The sequence below is a fragment of the Sphingobium fuliginis genome, from assembly GCF_004152845.1.
Lineage (GTDB): Bacteria > Pseudomonadota > Alphaproteobacteria > Sphingomonadales > Sphingomonadaceae > Sphingobium > Sphingobium fuliginis.
Map to the genome: position 1 here is coordinate 244073 of NZ_SEON01000003.1, position 16354 is coordinate 260426.

Consider the following 16354-nt stretch of genomic DNA (forward strand, 5'->3'; position numbering starts at 1 on the left):
CCGGTTCAAATTGTCTCTCACGTACACGCGCGAGTCTGAAAGCTGTTTCCGCTCCCCGTCAAGCCGCAGCGATGCAGGCCGCATTCCGCACGGTCAGGACGCCCCGTCACGACAGGCTGACCTTCCCACCCGCATGCCGCTCCAGCCGGGCGGCGAGTTCCAGTTCCAGCAGCACGGTCTGCACCACGGCGGGGCCAAGGCCCGACAGCCTTATCAGTTCATCCACCGGCACGGGCGCCGGTCCCAGCAGCGCGACGACCGACGCCCGCTCCCGCTCGGCCACGTCGCCGGACGGCGGCTCGCCCGCGAAGTGGCCGCCGGGCTGCCGAACCATGCGCGGGTCGATGGCGCCGATCGCCTCGATCACGTCGGCGGCGCTCTGGACCAGCACCGCGCCCTCCCGGATCAACTGGTTGCACCCCTGGGCGCGGGGATCGAGCGGAGAGCCGGGCACCGCCATCACCTCCCGTCCCGCCTCCCCCGCCAGCCGCGCCGTGATCAGCGAACCGGACCGGGGCGCGGCTTCCACGACGACGGTCCCCCGCGCCAGCCCGGCGATGATCCTGTTGCGCGCCGGGAACTGCCGGGCCAGCGGCTGCGTGCCCGGCGGATGCTCCGTGACCAGCAGCCCTTCCTCGGCCAGCCGCTCCTGCAATTCCGCATTTTCGGGCGGGAAGGCGATGTCGATGCCGCAGGCGATGACGGCGATGGTGCCGCTCTCCAGCGCGCCCTGATGCGCGGCCGTATCGATCCCCCGCGCCAGCCCCGACACCACGACCGCCCCATGCTGTCCCAGATCCTGCGCCAGCATCCGGGCGAAGCGGCACGCCGCGGCGGAGGCGTTGCGCGCCCCCACCATCGCCACGCAATCCCGCGCCGCCAGCGATACGTCCCCGCGCACGATCAGGGCCGGCGGCGCGCCCTCCATCTGCTCCAGCAGAAAGGGGTAATCGGCATCGCCCATGATCAGGTAGCGGGCGCCAGCCGCCCGGCTGCGCGCGATCTCCTGCTCGACGATCTTCGCGTCCACGATGCTGGCCTTGCCGCCGCCGCGCGCCGCCAGATCGGGCACCGCGCGCAAGGCCTCGCCCGCCGTGCCGAAACGCGCCATCAACTGGCGGAAGGTGACAGGGCCGATGCGCGGCGAACGGATCAGGCGCAGGCGGTTGAACCGCTCCTGCTCGCTCATTCCCCGGCCGCCGCCTTTTTCGAAGCGCCCACCTTCGGTTCGGTTCCCCTGGCGAGCCGCGCGATATTCTCCCGGTGCCGCCACAGCACGATCAATGCGAGCGCCAGCGCGACGGGGACCAGCTCGATTCGGCCGAAGCACCACATGGCGACAGGCGCGCTGACCGCCGCGGACATGCCGCCGACCGACGACCATCTGGTCCCGAACAGCGCCCCCAGCCACACGGCCGCGAAGACGATCCCCGCCGGCCAGTACAGCGCCGTCACCACGCCCATCATGGTCGCCACGCCCTTGCCCCCGGCAAAGCGCAGCCAGACCGGATAGCAATGTCCGATAAAGGCCATGGCCCCGGCCATCGGCCCGCCACCATCGACCAGCGCCGCGCCGACCAGCACCGCCGCCGCGCCCTTCAGCAGATCGAGCAGCAGCGTCGCCGCCGCCAGCCCCTTTCGCCCCGTCCGCAGCACATTGGTCGCGCCGATATTCCCCGACCCGATCTTGCGCAGGTCGCCCGCCCCGGTGAGGCGCGTCAGCAGCAGCCCGAATGGGATGGAACCCAGCAGATAACCGATCAGCAGGACGAATGCGGGAAGTAGCCAGGGAGGAGTCATGATCTCGCCAAATTGGTTGCGGCGCGACCATAGCGTTCCCGGCGAACCGGGCAATGGCGAAGGTGACGAAATATGGGTCGGAATATCGGGGATGGGGGTTCCCGCCATCAAGCCCTTCCTCTCAAGGGGAGGGCTCTTGAGGGAAGTTGACAGGCCCGCCCCATGCCGCGACATGTCTGCCCGATGACAGTCGCACCCCATGCCCCCCTTCTTTTCTTCGATTCCGGCGTCGGCGGGCTTTCCATCCTTGGCCCGGCACGAAGCGCCCTGCCCAACGCGCCGGTCGTCTATGCCGCGGACAGCGCGGGCTTCCCCTATGGCACCAAGAGCGAGGCGGAGATCGCCGCCCGCGTGCCCGCCCTGCTCGGGCGGCTGGTGGAGCGCTACCGCCCGCGCCTCGCCGTCATCGCCTGCAACACCGCCTCCACCATCGCCCTGCCGGCGGTCCGCGCCGCGCTCGACATCCCCGTTGTCGGCACGGTACCGGCAATCAAGCCTGCCGCCCTGCTCTCGCAAAGCCGGGTATTCGGCGTGCTCGGCACCGACGCCACGGTGCGCCAGCCCTATGTCGACAGGCTCGCGGCCGAACATGGCGCCGACTGCACGGTCCTGCGCCATGGGTCGGCCGCGCTCGTCCAGCTTGCCGAGGCGAAACTGCGCGGCGAACCGCTCGATCCCGCCATTGCGCGGGACGCGCTGGCCGGCCTGTTCGACCAGCCGGGCGGCGATCGGATGGACATAGTGGTCCTCGCCTGCACGCATTTTCCGCTGGTGGAGGCCGAACTGGCCGCCGCTTCGCCCCGTCCGCTCAGATTCGTGCACGGCGGTGAAGGAATTGCGCGCCGCATCGCCTATCTCACCCAGGGGCAGCCATGGCCGTCCGAACCGCAGCCCGGAACCGCGGTCTTCACTCGCCTGGACGAGAGCGTGGAGCCACTCCGCCCAGCGCTGGAAGGCTATGGCTTGCAACGGATCGAAGGACTTTGAAGGGGTGGACCTTTGGTCCAATCGCAAGTCCTTCTATCAGTGTGATAGGTAATTCTCCCTAAGGCTGCGAGCGTTTATCACTGGTAATAGGCCAAAACAGCGGATAAATGCCCCTCAAAGAGGGGATGCGGGAATAGGGACAGGGCGTTCAAGTGAACTACAAGCACATCTTCACGCAGGCGATCGACCGGCTCCATAGCGAAGGCCGCTATCGCGTGTTCATCGACATCCTGCGCAACAAGGGCGCCTTCCCCAACGCCCGCTGCTTCCACGGTCATAACGGGCCCAAGCCCATCACCGTCTGGTGCTCCAACGACTATCTCGCCATGGGCCAGCATCCCAAGGTCGTCGCCGCGATGGAAGAGGCGCTGCACGATGTCGGCGCGGGCTCGGGCGGCACCCGCAATATCGGCGGCAACACCCATTATCATGTCGATCTGGAGGCCGAACTGGCCGACCTGCACGGCAAGGAAGGCGCGCTGCTCTTCACCTCGGGCTATGTCTCGAACGAAGCGACGCTCTCGACCCTCGCCAAGATCCTGCCCGGCTGCATCATCTTCTCCGACGAGCTGAACCATGCCTCGATGATCGCGGGCATCCGCAATTCGGGCTGCGAGAAGCGCGTCTTCCGCCACAATGACGTCGATCATCTGCGCGAACTGCTGGCCGCCGAAGACCCGGAAGCGCCCAAGCTGATCGCCTTCGAAAGCGTCTATTCGATGGACGGCGACATCGCCCCCATCGCCGCGATCTGCGACCTGGCCGACGAATATAATGCCCTCACCTATCTGGACGAGGTTCATGCAGTCGGCATGTACGGCGCGCGCGGCGGCGGCATTTCCGAACGGGACGAGGTGGCCGATCGCGTGACCATCATCGAAGGCACGCTGGGCAAGGCGTTCGGCGTGATGGGCGGCTATATCGCCGCCGACCAGATGATCGTCGACGTGATCCGCAGCTATGCGCCCGGCTTCATCTTCACCACCTCCCTGTCCCCCGTGCTGGTCGCCGGCGTGCTGGCCAGCGTCCGTCACCTCAAGCAGTCGAGCGAGGAACGGGAGGGCCAGCAGGCGTCCGCCGCGACCCTGAAGCGCCTGATGGCGGAAGCCGGCCTGCCGGTGATGCCGTCGGTGACGCACATCGTCCCCCTGATGGTGGGCGACCCGGTGAAGGCCAAGCGGATCAGCGACATATTGCTGGCGGAATATGGCGCCTATGTGCAGCCCATCAACTATCCCACCGTCCCGCGCGGCACGGAACGCCTGCGCTTCACGCCCGGACCGGCGCATACCGAAGAAATGATGCGCGAACTGGTCGATGCTCTGGTGGAAATCTGGGACCGGCTCGAACTGGAATTCAAGAAAGCGGCCTGACCGGCGCCTGCGCGAATTCCGCTGGAGGCGCTGTCCTCATTCCCCCTCCCACAGGCGGGGGGCTGGGATGGATCGGCGCAAATCAGCGGCAATTTCCAGCGGTCAGGCCGGAATTCGCAACCCCGATCCGGGAACCGGCCAAAAACTCACAGCCGGATCAACCCACCCCTGACTGCATAGCCCCGATACAGGCTCCGGCTATGCGCAAAGCCCCCCATGTCCGCCGCCACCCTGCCGATCGCCTGCCTGAATTCCGCCCGCGGCGACACATGAAAGCGCGCCAGCCACCCGAACAGCGCCCGCTTCCACAAGCCCGGCAGACCATCCTGCTGCCCGAAGTCGACAATCTCCAGCTTGCCGCCATGCGCGACGCAACCCGCCGCCTGCCCCAGAGCCGCTTCCCAGTCCGGGATCATGGACAGCGCATAGCTGATGAACACCCGCTCGAACCGTTCGCGCCCGAACAGCGCCCCTGCATCGAACGCACAGGCATCCCCCTGCGCCAGCACGACGCGATCCGCCAGGCCCGCCTTCGCCACGGCTTTGCGCGCCGTCCCCAGCATCGCCTCGGAAATATCGACGCCATAGAGCCGCGCCTCCGGCCAGGCCTTGCCCACGGCGATCAGATTGCGTCCCGTGCCGCAGCCGATCTCCAGCACCGCCCCACCGCGCGGCGGCGCCAGATCGGCAATAAGCCCATCCCGCCCCAGCAGGTAGAATTTCCGCGACAGGTCGTAAATGTGCCGCTGATGCCGATAGACGCTGTCCATCAGCCCGCCATGCCCGCCCGTCATCACGCGCTCCCCAGCACATAGAGGTGGACGCCGCCATAAATGGCCGAGCGGTCCCGCGCCGTATATTCCCGCGATTCCTCCGCCCGATAGTCCCAGCGCGACAGCAGCGTATCGTCGACCCGCCCCGGCAGGATGCTCGGTTCGCCCGCCGTCCGGAACAGCACCCGCGCACCCCGTTTCGCCGTTCGCGTGATCTGGGCCCAGAGCGCGTTCAACTGCGCATCGTCCATCCAGTCTTGCGCGTCGAGCAGGATGTAGCGATCGACGGACCCCGCCTCCTGCGACGCCAGGAAGTCGGTGAAGTTCACATGCCGGACATCCACCCGCCCGGCGCGTTCCACCACGGCCGCATGGTTCGCGGCCTGCAAATAGGGCGGCAATGGCCCCTCGCCGCCGGCATAACCGCGCCCGAAAGCCTGCACCGCGAAATAATTGTCCTTGAGGTCGAAGCCGCAGGCCAGCTTTTCCAGCCGCGCCTTCAGCACGCCGTCCATCCGCGCGTCCCCGGCCAGCGCCTCATATTGCGCGGGCGGGATGCCCAGGCCGAAGAGCGAAGCCGGCTGGCTCGTCAGCCACCGCATGAAGGCGCTGTCGAACACCGGCGCCAGCTCCGTTTCGAAGATCGCCCGCTGCTCCTCCCGCGATTTCGCATCCAGCATCCGCCGCGGATCGACGCCATGCAACCGCGCCAGCAGATGCGCCGCGCCGATGAAGCGCCCCAGCAGCCCATGCCTGTAAATCCCCCGCGCAAAGCCGCCGATCCGCCGCCGCCCGATGAAGTCCCGCCCCTCCCAATAGCGCCGCGTGGCGTCGTCCAGCACCGGCGCCACGAAGGTGCGATAGGCCGCCACATTCTCCCTGCAATCCGCCCTGGCGAAGAAGCGATGGAAGGCCCGATGGTCCGGCAATGCCTGTGCCGCCGCCAGCTTCAGCCGGTTGAGCGCGATATGCGCGGTGTTGAGGTCGACCGCCGTGATCTTCGCCGGATCGGCCGTCAGATAGCTCAGCACATTGCACCCGCCCGAAGCGATGGTGACGACATGGCTGTCCGGCCCGATCGCCAGCGCTTCCATGTCGACCTCCGGATCTTCCCAGATCTGCGCATAGACAAGGCCCCGGAACGCAAAGGTGAAGGCCCGTTCCAGCAGGCCCTGTTTCGACAGATGCCGATGCCGGTGCACCGCGCGGGTAACATTCTGGTGAGCCGTAGATGCCATGTGCCGCGCCTCCTCGCTGCCGGTCGTCCGGCGGCGCATAGGGCAACGGCATGTCGTACCCATGACGATCGGGTTACGGCAATATGAAGGCCCTTGCGGAACCAAGCGGCGCATTCCACCTTCTTCCACAGCAATGCCTCACTGGATCGAACCCCACCCCACCGGCATCTATGTCCGCCCGGCCGATGCCTGGATCGATCCCTCCGTCCCGCGGGAACGCGCGCTCGTCACCCATGGCCATGCCGATCATGCGCGCGGCGGCCACGGCCATGTCTGGGCGACGGAGGAAACGCTGGCGATCATGGCCCTGCGCTACGGCACCGCGTCGGGCACGGCGGTGCCCTATGGCGAAGAAATCCGCATGAACGGAGTCACGATCAGCTATGTGCCCGCCGGCCATGTCCTCGGTTCCGCCCAGATCCTGCTGTCCCACGCCGGCGAGCGCGTGGTCGTCACCGGCGACTACAAGCGCCGCCCCGATCCCACCTGCAAAGCCTTCGAACCCGTCCCCTGCGACATCTTCGTCACCGAAGCCACATTCGGCCTGCCGGTCTTCCGCCATCCCGACACGGGCAGCGAGGTCGACCGCCTGCTCGCCGCCCTGCACGCCCATCCCGACCGCTGCGTCCTGGTCGGCGCCTACGCCCTGGGCAAGGCGCAGCGCCTGATCTGCGAACTGCGCGCCCGGGGCCATCACGACCCCATCCACATCCATGGCGCGCTGGAGAGGATGTGCGCGCTCTACGAACAATTCGGCGTCGCCCTGGGAGAGCTGCGCCCGGCGACCGGCCTCCCCGCCGGGGACATGCGCGGCCGCATCGTCGTCTCGCCCCCATCCGCCCTCAACGACCGCTGGAGCCGCCGCCTGCCCGACCCGATCACCGCCATGGCGTCGGGCTGGATGCGCGTCCGCCAGCGCGCCCGCCAGCGCAATGTCGAACTTCCGCTCATCATTTCCGACCATGCCGACTGGGACGAGCTGACCGACACCATCCGCGAGGTGGCCCCGTCGGAAACCTGGATCACCCACGGGCGGGAGGAAGCCCTGCTCCACTGGTGCATGACCCACCAGATGCGCGCCCGCGCCCTTGCCCTGGTGGGCCGCGAAGACGAGGATGAAGGCTGATGCGCGCCTTCTCCCGGCTTCTCGACGGCCTCGTCTACACCCGCTCCCGCAACGGCAAGCTGGACCTTATCGCCAGCTACATGCGCAGCGCCCCCGACCCGGACCGGGGCTGGGCGCTCGCCGCCCTCACCGGCAATCTCGACCTGAAAGCGGTCAAGGCTTCCACCATAGCGGAAATGACCCGCGCCCGCGTCGATCCGGTCCTTTTCGAAATGAGCCGGGACTATGTGGGCGACCTCGCCGAAACCGTGGCCCTCCTCTGGCCCAAGGCGGAGGACCAGCCGCCGGAGGTGGACGACGGCTCCCTCACCCTATCCGCCATAGTCGACCGCCTCCACGCCACCAGCCGCGCCGCCGCCCCGACGACCCTGGCCAGGATGATGGACCATCTCGACGCCTCCGGCCGCTTCGCCCTGCTGAAGCTCGCGACCGGCGGCCTGCGCGTCGGCATCTCCGCCCGGCTCGCCAAGACCGGCTTCGCCCAGGCCTTCGGGCTCGACGTCGACGATGTCGAGGAATGCTGGCACGCACTGGCCCCACCCTATGCCGACCTGTTCGCCTGGGCGGAGGGCAGGTCGGACCGCCCGGATCCCGCCGGCACGCCCTTCTTCCGCCCCTTCATGCTCGCTCATCCGCTGGAGGCCGAAAGCGTCGACCTTTCCGACTATGCCGCCGAATGGAAATGGGACGGCATCCGCATCCAGATCGTCGGCACGGGCGCGCAGACCCGCCTCTACAGCCGCGCCGGAGACGACATCACCGGCAGCTTCCCCGACATAGCCGAAGCCTTCCGCCATCATGCGGTGCTGGACGGAGAACTGCTCGTGAAAGGGGAGTTTCAGGGCGGAGAGGCTGCCAGCTTCAACGCCCTCCAGCAACGCCTCGGCCGCAAGGCGGTGACGGCGAAGATGATGGACGATTATCCCGCCTTCGTCCGCCTCTACGACATATTGCTCGACGCGGAGGAGGACCTTCGGCCGCTCCCCTGGGAACAGCGCCGCCTCCGCCTCGAAGCCACCGTGCCCCAGCTGGACCCGCACCGCTTCGACATCTCGGCCCTCATCGAAGCACCCGATTTCGACAGCCTGGCGGAAATACGCGCCGGCGCCCGCGACGCCGCGATCGAGGGCGTGATGCTCAAGCGCCGCGACAGCCCCTATGTCGCGGGGCGCAAGGCCGCGCTCTGGTATAAATGGAAACGCGATCCGCTGACCGCCGACTGCGTGATGATGTACGCGCAGCGGGGCCATGGCAAACGCTCCTCCTTCTATTCCGACTATACCTTCGGCTGCTGGACGGCGGATGGCGAACTGCTGCCCGTCGGCAAAGCCTATAGCGGCTTCACCGACGAGGAGCTGAAATGGCTCGACCGCTTCGTGCGGACCAACACGGTCAACCGCTTCGGCCCGGTGCGGGAGGTGGAAAAGTCGCTGGTGCTGGAGGTCGCCTTCGACAGCATCCACGAAAGCAAGCGGCATAAATCGGGGCTGGCCATGCGCTTCCCCCGGATCGCGCGCATTCGGAAGGACAAGCCTGCGCATGAGGCGGATACGGTGGAGGGATTAAGACGGTTGGTGAACTGACGCGCGCCTCGCCTGAACCTGAAGAGGACGGGCCTATGGCGGAAAATCACCCGATTCCCCCAATTCCCTTCCAGTCCCAATGCCTCTAGGCTCTCCAAAAAAGGAGATTCCAATGCCCTACACCGGAAGCTGCCATTGCGGCGCCGTCACCTTCACCGTAGCCGCCGATGCGCCCGGCGAGGCGATGACCTGCAACTGCTCCCACTGCCGCCGCAAGGGCTTCATGCTGACCTTCGTCCCCGCGGACCAGTTCACCCTCGACAGCGGCGCGGACAAGCTGAGCGACTATCAATTCTACAGGCACAGGATCACGCACCAGTTCTGCACCGACTGCGGCACGCAGGCCTTCGCACAGGGCCAGGGCCCCGATGGCTCGGCCATGCAGGCCATCAATCTGCGCTGCGTTCCCTCCGTCGATCTCGACGCGCTCAGGATCAGCAAGGTGGATGGGGCGAGTTTCTAGGACCGGTCGATATTCAGCCCATGGCGTGCGGGAGGGGGGCTGCCCGGGCTCCCTCTCGACAGACTGACTTTGCGCTGTAACGCCAACTCCCTATATGGGCGCTTTCGCGCGGATCGCGCGGCACAGCTATGGAGCAGTTGAATTGAGCAAGGTTCTGGTCATTGGTGCGGGTGGCGTCGGGTCTGTCGCGGTTCACAAAATGGCGATGAACTCTGACATTTTCAGCCATATCACACTCGCCAGCCGCCGCATCGTCTCCTGCGAGAAGGTGGCCGAATCGGTGAAGGCCCGTACCGGCGTCACCATCGACGTGGCGCAGGTCGACGCCGACAATGTCGCCGAAACCGTCGCCCTCATCGAAAGGGTGCAGCCCAAACTGGTCGTGAACCTTGCCCTGCCCTATCAGGACCTGGCGATCATGGACGCCTGCCTCGCGACCAAAACCGACTATCTCGACACCGCCAATTACGAACCGCGCGACACGGCGAAGTTCGAATATAGCTGGCAGTGGGCCTATCAGGAGCGCTTCAAGGAAGCCGGCATCATGGCGCTGCTGGGCTCGGGCTTCGACCCCGGCGTCACCAGCGTCTTCGCCAGCTATATCAGGAAGCATCTGCTCGACCGGATCGACACGCTCGACATACTCGACTGCAATGGCGGCGACCATGGCCAGCATTTCGCCACCAACTTCAACCCGGAAATCAACATCCGCGAAGTCACCGCGCCCTCGCGCCACTGGGAAGGCGGCAAGTGGGTGGAGGGCCCGGCGCTGAAACACAAGCAGGTCTTCGACTTCGACCAGGTGGGGCAGAAGAACATGTACCTCATGTATCATGAGGAACTGGAATCGCTCGCCAAATTCTACCCCGAAATCAAGCGCATCCGTTTCTGGATGACCTTTGGCGACGCTTATCTCAAGCATCTGGAAGTGCTCCAGAATGTCGGCATGACCCGCATCGATCCCGTGATGTACAATGGGCAGGAAATCATCCCGCTCCAGTTCCTGAAGGCCGTGCTGCCCGAACCGTCCAGCCTGGGTTCGACCACCAGGGGCAAGACCAATATCGGCGACATCGCCACCGGCCTCAAGGATGGAAGCCAGAAGACGGTCTATGTCTATAATGTCTGCGACCATGAGGACGCCTATGCCGAAACCGGCAACCAGGCGGTCAGCTACACCACCGGCGTCCCCGCGATGATCGGCGCGGCGCTGATGCTGACCGGCGCATGGCGGGGTGAAGGCGTGTTCAACATCGAACAGTTCGATCCCGATCCCTTCATGGACATGCTGAACCGGCACGGCCTGCCCTGGCAGGTGAAGGAACTGCCCGCGCCGCTGGATTTCTAAACTGGATTTCTAAAAAAGCTTCGTTCCTGACGCCGTTCGGGCTGAGCCTGTCGAAGCCCCTTACTTTTCTTCAAAGTAAGCCGCACCTCAACAGGCTCAGGGCGGCGTGGATGAACCGATGGAAACCAAAGCCGGCGATCCCGCCGCCTTCGCCCATTTCGACCTGCGCCGCGTCCCTTCGCCCGCCTTCGTGGTGGACGAGGCCGCGGTGCGCCGCAACCTGTCGGTCCTGCGCGACATCCGCGACCGCGCGGGGATCAGGGTGCTGGGTGCGCTCAAGGCCTTCTCCATGTGGTCGCTTGGGGGCGTGATCGGCGAATATCTCGACGGCGTCTGCGCCTCGGGCATATATGAAGCGCGCCTCGGCCGGGAAGAATATCGCGGCGAAGTCGCCACCTATTGCGCCGCCTACAAGCCTGAAGATCTGGCCGAAATCCTCAGGATTTCGGACCATGTCATCTTCAACAGCCCCGGCCAGATCGCCCGCCTGCGCCCGGTCATCGACGATGCCCGGATGAACGGTGTGAACTTCGACATCGGCCTGCGCCTCAACCCCCTCCATGCGGAGGGGGAGGTGCCCAAATATGACCCGTCCCAACCGCACAGCCGCCTCGGCTTTCCCATCGACCAGCTGCGCCCCGAACATCTGGAGGGCGTCGACGGCCTCCACATCCACAATCTGTGCGAACAGGATTTCCTGCCGCTTCAGCGTACCTGGGCCGCCATCGAATCCCGCGTCATGCCCCATGTCGGCCGCCTCAAATGGCTGAACTTCGGCGGCGGACATCATGTCACGCGCGCGGATTACCAGATCGACGACCTGATCGCCTTCCTCCAGGCGATAAAGGCGCAAACCGGCCTCGAACTCTATATCGAGCCGGGCGAGGCGATGGCGCTGGACGCGGGCATATTGGTCGGCGAAATCCTCGACGTGATCGACAACGGCATGCCCGTGGCAATCACCGACATCTCCGCCACCTGCCACATGCCCGACGTGATCGAGGCGCCCTACCGCCCGGCCATGCTGCATGAGGAAGCGGACGGCCCCGTCACCCGACTCGGTGGTCCATCCTGCCTCGCCGGGGACATCATAGGGGACTATCGAGTCCCGGGCGGCGCGACTCCGGGGCGGCGGATCGCCTTCCTCGACCAGGCCCATTATTCGATGGTAAAGACCAACACATTCAACGGCGTGCCGCTGCCGGCCATCTGGCTGTGGAACTCGGAAACCGACGAACTCAAGCAAATCCGCGAGTTTTCCTACCAGGATTTCAAGTCCCGTCTCTCCTGACGCACATTTCATAGCCGGTCGCGCAACAAAATTTACGCATGCGCTTTACAGGGGGACCCCTGCCGCATATATCGCCCTTCCGCTGCCCCATGGGACTTCCACCGCAAGGCAGCTTCTTTGCCAACGACTACCCTGGAGGTCCCTTGAGTTGCACAAGCATCATAGCGCGCTGGGGGTAGCGACCGCCCTCAAACCGGCAGCACCGGTAACGCTGATCCGTCCCCAGGCTGCGGCCCGGGCCGCCCGATTCTTCTCTGAGAAGTTTCCGGGGCGCTCGCTCTATGCAGTCAAGGCGAATCCGTCTCCCGATCTGATCCGCACCCTCTTCGCTTCCGGCATCACGCATTTCGACGTGGCGTCCATTGCGGAGGTGCGCCTGGTGGCGGAGACGCTGCAGGGCGAAGGCAAGCTTTGCTTCATGCACCCGGTCAAGGCCGAGGAAGCGATTGCAGAGGCCTATCACATCCATGGCGTGCGCACCTTCTCGCTCGACACGCTGGACGAGCTGGCGAAGATCATGCGCGCCACGAATGATGCGACCGATCTTGAACTGTGCGTGCGCCTGCGCGTTTCCTCCGAACATTCGGAACTCAGCCTTGCGTCCAAATTCGGCGCGGAACTGGGCGAGACCCGCGAACTGCTGATGGCGACCCGCCAGGCGGCCGATGCGCTGGGCATCTGCTTCCATGTCGGCAGCCAGGCGATGAGCCCGCAGGCCTATAGCGACGCCATCGAACGCGTGCGCGCCGCCATTGTCGACGCGGCTGTCACGGTCGACATCATCGATGTCGGCGGCGGCTTCCCGTCCATCTATCCCGGCATGGAGCCGGTCGCGCTCGAAAATTATTTCGACGCGATCCACCGCGGTTTCGAGAGCCTGCCGATCAGCTATTCGGCCGAACTATGGTGCGAGCCCGGCCGCGCCCTTTCCGCCGAATACAGTTCGGTCGTCGTGCGCGTCGAACGCCGCCGCGGCACGGAACTCTATATCAACGACGGCGCCTATGGCGCGCTGTTCGACGCGGCGCATATCGGCTGGCGCTTCCCTGTGGCCCTGCTGCGCGAGGAAGAGAGCGAGGCGGAACTGACCGGCTTCTCCTTCTATGGCCCCACCTGCGACGACATGGACCATATGGTCGGCCCCTTCATGCTGCCGGACGACGTGCAGGCGGGCGACTATATCGAAATCGGGATGCTCGGCGCCTATGGCGCTGCGATGCGCACCGGCTTCAACGGCTTCACATCCGAAGCCGTGGTGGAGGTGGAGGATGAGCCGATGGCTAGCCTCTATGTCGATGCGATTCCGGTCCGCCGTCGCGCAACTGTCATCAAGCTGGGGTAGAGGCTTGGGCCTCCCCCTTGAGGAGAGGATGCAAGGCCCCTCGCCGCACTCCCCCGCGGCGAGGGGCTAATCTTTCAGCGCCGGAAGATGCCGACCAGTTCCACATGGGTGGACCAGCGGAACTGCCCCACCGGCCGAACCCGCTCCAGCCGATAGCCGCCGGCGATCAGATGCGCGGCATCCCGCGCGAAACTGGCAGGGTTGCACGAAATATAGGCGATCACCGGCACCCGCGATGCGGCGAGCTGCATCGCCTGCTCGCGCGCCCCTGCGCGCGGCGGATCGATGACAATCCCCGCGAACCGGTCAATCTCCGCAGGCGTCAGCGGTCGCCTGAACAGATCGCGATGATCCGCCACCATGCGCCGCCGCGCCCTATTCGCCGCCGATTGGAGGGAGAGGACAAGATCACGCGCCGCCTCCGCCGCATAGACGGGCCGCTCATCCCCCAAAGCCAGGGCGAATGTGCCAAGCCCGCAAAAGAGATCCGCAACGGCGCCCTCCGCCGGCATGGCGGCCTGCGCTTCCCGCGCCAGCGCGGCTTCGCCATCGGGGGTCGCCTGAAGAAATGCGAAGGGCGGAAAGGCAACCGGCACGCCGCCGAAGCGGACCGTGACCGGCTCCGGTTCCCACCGCGTCTGCGGACCCTCCCCTTCATCGATGGTCAGGCGAGCCAGCCCATGGTCCTGCGCAAAAGTTAGAAGCGCCTCGTCGGCGGCAAGCCCCTCGATCCGCACGCCCTCCAGCAAAAGGTCGACGCCCTGATCGGTCAGCGACATGCGGACATGCGCAGCGCGCTTCTCGGGCAGGATGACCGCGCACAGGCTCCTCAGCGGCGCCACCAGCGCGAACAGCCGGGGATCGAGGATCTCGCACATCGCGAGGTCGACCAGCATATGGCTGCCCGATTCGGCAAAGCCGATGACGACCTTCCGCCCCTGCCTGCTCGCGCGCAGCGATGCACGGCGACGGACCTTCGGCGGCGAGATATGCGGCGGCAGAAGCATGCCGGGTTCCACGCCCTGCCCTGCCAGGGCTCCTGCAACGCGCGCCGTCACGAACTCCGCGTAGCTCGCATCGTCGATATGCTGCAACTCGCATCCGCCGCAGGTCGGAAAGTGAACGCATGGCGCGTCGACATGATGCGGCCCCTGCAATATGCCGCCGTCCGCCGCAATCCTGTCTCCAGGCGCGGTCAACGGAACATGGCGGCCAAGGGCGGTCACGCCATCGCCCTTCGCGGCGATGCGGACGATGATGTCGGTATCAGGGTCGGTCACAGGCGGGAGGCGATAGCCGCTGGCAGCTCCGCAAGCAAATCGTCCGCGATGAACGCCGCGCCCGCCCGCCTCGCCGCCTCTCCATGCAGCCACAGCGCTTCACATGCCGCCTGGAATCCGTCCCCCGTGACAGCGAGCCGAGCAGCGACCAGCCCCGCCAGAACATCGCCCGTCCCCGCCGTCGACAGCCAGGATGAACCCGGCGGCGAAAGGACAGCGCGCCCATCCGGCGAGGCGACAATGCTGTCGCTTCCCTTGTAGATCAGCGTCGCGCGCGTCCGCTTCGCCGCCTCCAGCGCCCGTTCCACCTTGCTGCCCGGCAGATTTCCGAACAGGCGGACAAATTCGCCTTCATGGGGCGTCAGGACCGAGCCCTGCGGAATGGCGTCCACCCCCTCTTCTCCCAGCAAGACCAGCGCATCGGCGTCCAGAACGAGCGGATGCCCGGCGGCAAGTACGGCTTTCAACCGATCCGAAGCCTCGCTCCCACGTCCCAGTCCCGGCCCTACCAATATGGCCCTGAACCGATCGTCGTTCAGCGAACGCGCTACATCCCCCGCCTTATCGGCCTGCTGCGTAACGATGGCGCCCGGCCCCAAGTGCACCGAACCCTGCACCAGATGCCGAACCATGCCCGATCCCGCGCGTGCCGCGGCCTGGCTGGCGAGCAGTCCGGCGCCTGCCATTTCGCCGCCCACCACGGCAACCAACCCCCGGCTATATTTATGCGCCTCGGGGGCCGGCGGATGCAATTGCGGCGGCGCCAGCCGGTGAATCTTCGCGCCGGACGCATCAATGCCGATGTCGGCACAAACCAGCCGCCGCCAGCATCCTGCGGCCGGTTGCAACATATGCGCCGGCTTTAGCGCACCTAGGGCAATGCAGACGCCCATGTCAGGCACATCGGAAAGCAGTTCGCCCCTATCCGTCTGCACGCCGCTCGGCAGGTCCACGGCATAGCTGAAGCTCGCCTGTTCGGTAAGGGCGCGCAGCTTCGCCGCGATCGCCCCGTCCAGCCCACGAGAGAGGCCGGTCCCGAACAGCGCGTCCACGATCTGCGTCGCCGGCGCCGCGTCCAGGAAAGCTTCGACGGGGCCACCCCATGCCTCCCGCGCCTTCATGCTAGAATCCGTTCGGCTTTCGCCAAGGGCGGCGACGCGCACCGGCACGCCTCGCGCCCGAAGGAGCCGCGCGATCACGAAGCCGTCGCCGCCATTATTGCCGGGACCGCAGAGGACCAGCAAATCACGCTTTCCACCTGCCCGCCAGATGATCTCCGCAGCGGCGGCCCCCGCGCGCTCCATCAGCATATATTCGGGGATGCCGGCTGCGATCACGGCCTGCTCCGCCCGCCGCATCTCGGCCGCCGTCAGGATCGCATGCATCCGCATCATTTCTTCCCTTCGGAGAAGCGGGCCGGAAGGCGATAGCGGTCCTGCCCGACGCTCAACGCGATTGCCCCCTTGCCGGCGACCTGAATACCGGCCTGTTCCGCCCCGTCCGCCGGCGCGATTCCGCGTCCGTCATGGACTATCCGGAAGCGCCGGAAGCCGCCGTCCGCATGGCGCACCGTCAGCATCTTCCCATCCCGCTCGACCGCACAATCCTCGCTCCACTCCGCGCCCGGTCCGATTGCGCAGAAAATTATTTCCCGCCCTTTCCCCGCAAGTTCGCCGGACTCCGGGCGAGGGCTGCATCCGGCCAGCGCCAGACACAGAAGCGCATCTTGCATCAACGAGCGGGATTTCAT

15 protein-coding genes are annotated in these 16354 nt (G+C 66.2%); 8 read left to right on the forward strand and 7 right to left on the reverse strand.

The genetic code is table 11. The features are described from left to right. Positions 1-106: 106 nt before the first annotated feature. Together dprA and plsY are read right to left on the reverse strand one after the other, a co-directional pair. On the reverse strand, positions 107-1189 hold the full coding sequence (gene dprA, locus EWH10_RS10025; RefSeq protein ID WP_065845988.1) for a DNA-processing protein DprA: 1083 nt from the start codon (positions 1187-1189) through the stop codon (positions 107-109). Continuing rightward, a complete protein-coding gene (gene plsY / locus EWH10_RS10030) occupies positions 1186-1800 on the reverse strand; it encodes a glycerol-3-phosphate 1-O-acyltransferase PlsY (protein ID WP_037481602.1) in 615 nt (204 codons plus the stop codon). The genes dprA and plsY overlap by 4 nt, the downstream gene beginning before the upstream one ends. Positions 1801-1983: 183 nt before the next feature. Here plsY and murI point away from each other — a divergent pair, with 183 nt between their 5' ends. Both murI and hemA read left to right on the forward strand, forming a co-directional pair. Continuing rightward, entirely contained in the window at positions 1984-2787 is an 804-nt protein-coding gene (gene murI, locus EWH10_RS10035; protein ID WP_025547377.1) for a glutamate racemase, read from the forward strand. Positions 2788-2939: 152 nt separating this feature from the next. After that, complete coding sequence (hemA, locus tag EWH10_RS10040) at positions 2940-4160, forward strand: 5-aminolevulinate synthase (RefSeq protein ID WP_044662361.1); 1221 nt, start codon at positions 2940-2942, stop codon at positions 4158-4160. Between the two features lie 146 nt (positions 4161-4306). Here the strand turns inward: hemA and EWH10_RS10045 are convergent, their stop codons facing one another. Further along, positions 4307-4954, reverse strand: coding sequence for a class I SAM-dependent methyltransferase (locus EWH10_RS10045; RefSeq protein ID WP_044662362.1), 648 nt, complete (start codon positions 4952-4954; stop codon positions 4307-4309). Beyond that, on the reverse strand, positions 4954-6171 hold the full coding sequence (locus EWH10_RS10050) for a BtaA family protein (RefSeq protein WP_044663158.1): 1218 nt from the start codon (positions 6169-6171) through the stop codon (positions 4954-4956). The genes EWH10_RS10045 and EWH10_RS10050 overlap by 1 nt, the downstream gene beginning before the upstream one ends. 133 nt (positions 6172-6304) lie before the next feature. Here EWH10_RS10050 and EWH10_RS10055 point away from each other — a divergent pair, with 133 nt between their 5' ends. The 6 genes from EWH10_RS10055 (at position 6305) to EWH10_RS10080 (ending at position 13324) form a co-directional block, all read left to right on the forward strand. Beyond that, the gene (locus tag EWH10_RS10055) at positions 6305-7297 is read left to right on the forward strand and encodes a ligase-associated DNA damage response exonuclease (RefSeq protein ID WP_044662363.1); all 993 of its coding nucleotides are present in this window, start codon (positions 6305-6307) and stop codon (positions 7295-7297) included. After that, on the forward strand, positions 7297-8880 hold the full coding sequence (locus EWH10_RS10060) for a cisplatin damage response ATP-dependent DNA ligase (RefSeq protein WP_025547386.1): 1584 nt from the start codon (positions 7297-7299) through the stop codon (positions 8878-8880). Before EWH10_RS10055 ends, EWH10_RS10060 begins: the two co-directional genes overlap by 1 nt. Before the next feature lie 112 nt (positions 8881-8992). Next, the gene (locus tag EWH10_RS10065; protein WP_025547387.1) at positions 8993-9343 is read left to right on the forward strand and encodes a GFA family protein; all 351 of its coding nucleotides are present in this window, start codon (positions 8993-8995) and stop codon (positions 9341-9343) included. A gap of 142 nt (positions 9344-9485) precedes the next feature. Next, positions 9486-10691: a saccharopine dehydrogenase family protein gene (locus tag EWH10_RS10070; RefSeq protein WP_025547389.1), complete on the forward strand. Its 1206-nt coding sequence runs from the start codon at positions 9486-9488 to the stop codon at positions 10689-10691. Between the two features lie 118 nt (positions 10692-10809). Beyond that, on the forward strand, positions 10810-11982 hold the full coding sequence (locus EWH10_RS10075; RefSeq protein ID WP_044662364.1) for a carboxynorspermidine decarboxylase: 1173 nt from the start codon (positions 10810-10812) through the stop codon (positions 11980-11982). A gap of 148 nt (positions 11983-12130) precedes the next feature. Next, positions 12131-13324: a type III PLP-dependent enzyme gene (locus tag EWH10_RS10080; RefSeq protein WP_044662365.1), complete on the forward strand. Its 1194-nt coding sequence runs from the start codon at positions 12131-12133 to the stop codon at positions 13322-13324. A 74-nt stretch (positions 13325-13398) separates the two neighbouring features. Here the strand turns inward: EWH10_RS10080 and EWH10_RS10085 are convergent, their stop codons facing one another. Genes EWH10_RS10085 through EWH10_RS10095 form a run of 3 tightly spaced genes read right to left on the reverse strand, consistent with a single transcriptional unit; the run spans position 13399 to position 16354 of the window. After that, positions 13399-14604 (reverse strand): class I SAM-dependent RNA methyltransferase, encoded by a 1206-nt coding sequence (locus EWH10_RS10085; RefSeq protein WP_044662366.1) that lies wholly within the window; start codon positions 14602-14604, stop codon positions 13399-13401. Further along, complete coding sequence (locus EWH10_RS10090) at positions 14601-15995, reverse strand: NAD(P)H-hydrate dehydratase (RefSeq protein ID WP_083198867.1); 1395 nt, start codon at positions 15993-15995, stop codon at positions 14601-14603. The genes EWH10_RS10085 and EWH10_RS10090 overlap by 4 nt, the downstream gene beginning before the upstream one ends. Then, entirely contained in the window at positions 15995-16354 is a 360-nt protein-coding gene (locus EWH10_RS10095) for a hypothetical protein (RefSeq protein ID WP_044663160.1), read from the reverse strand. The genes EWH10_RS10090 and EWH10_RS10095 overlap by 1 nt, the downstream gene beginning before the upstream one ends.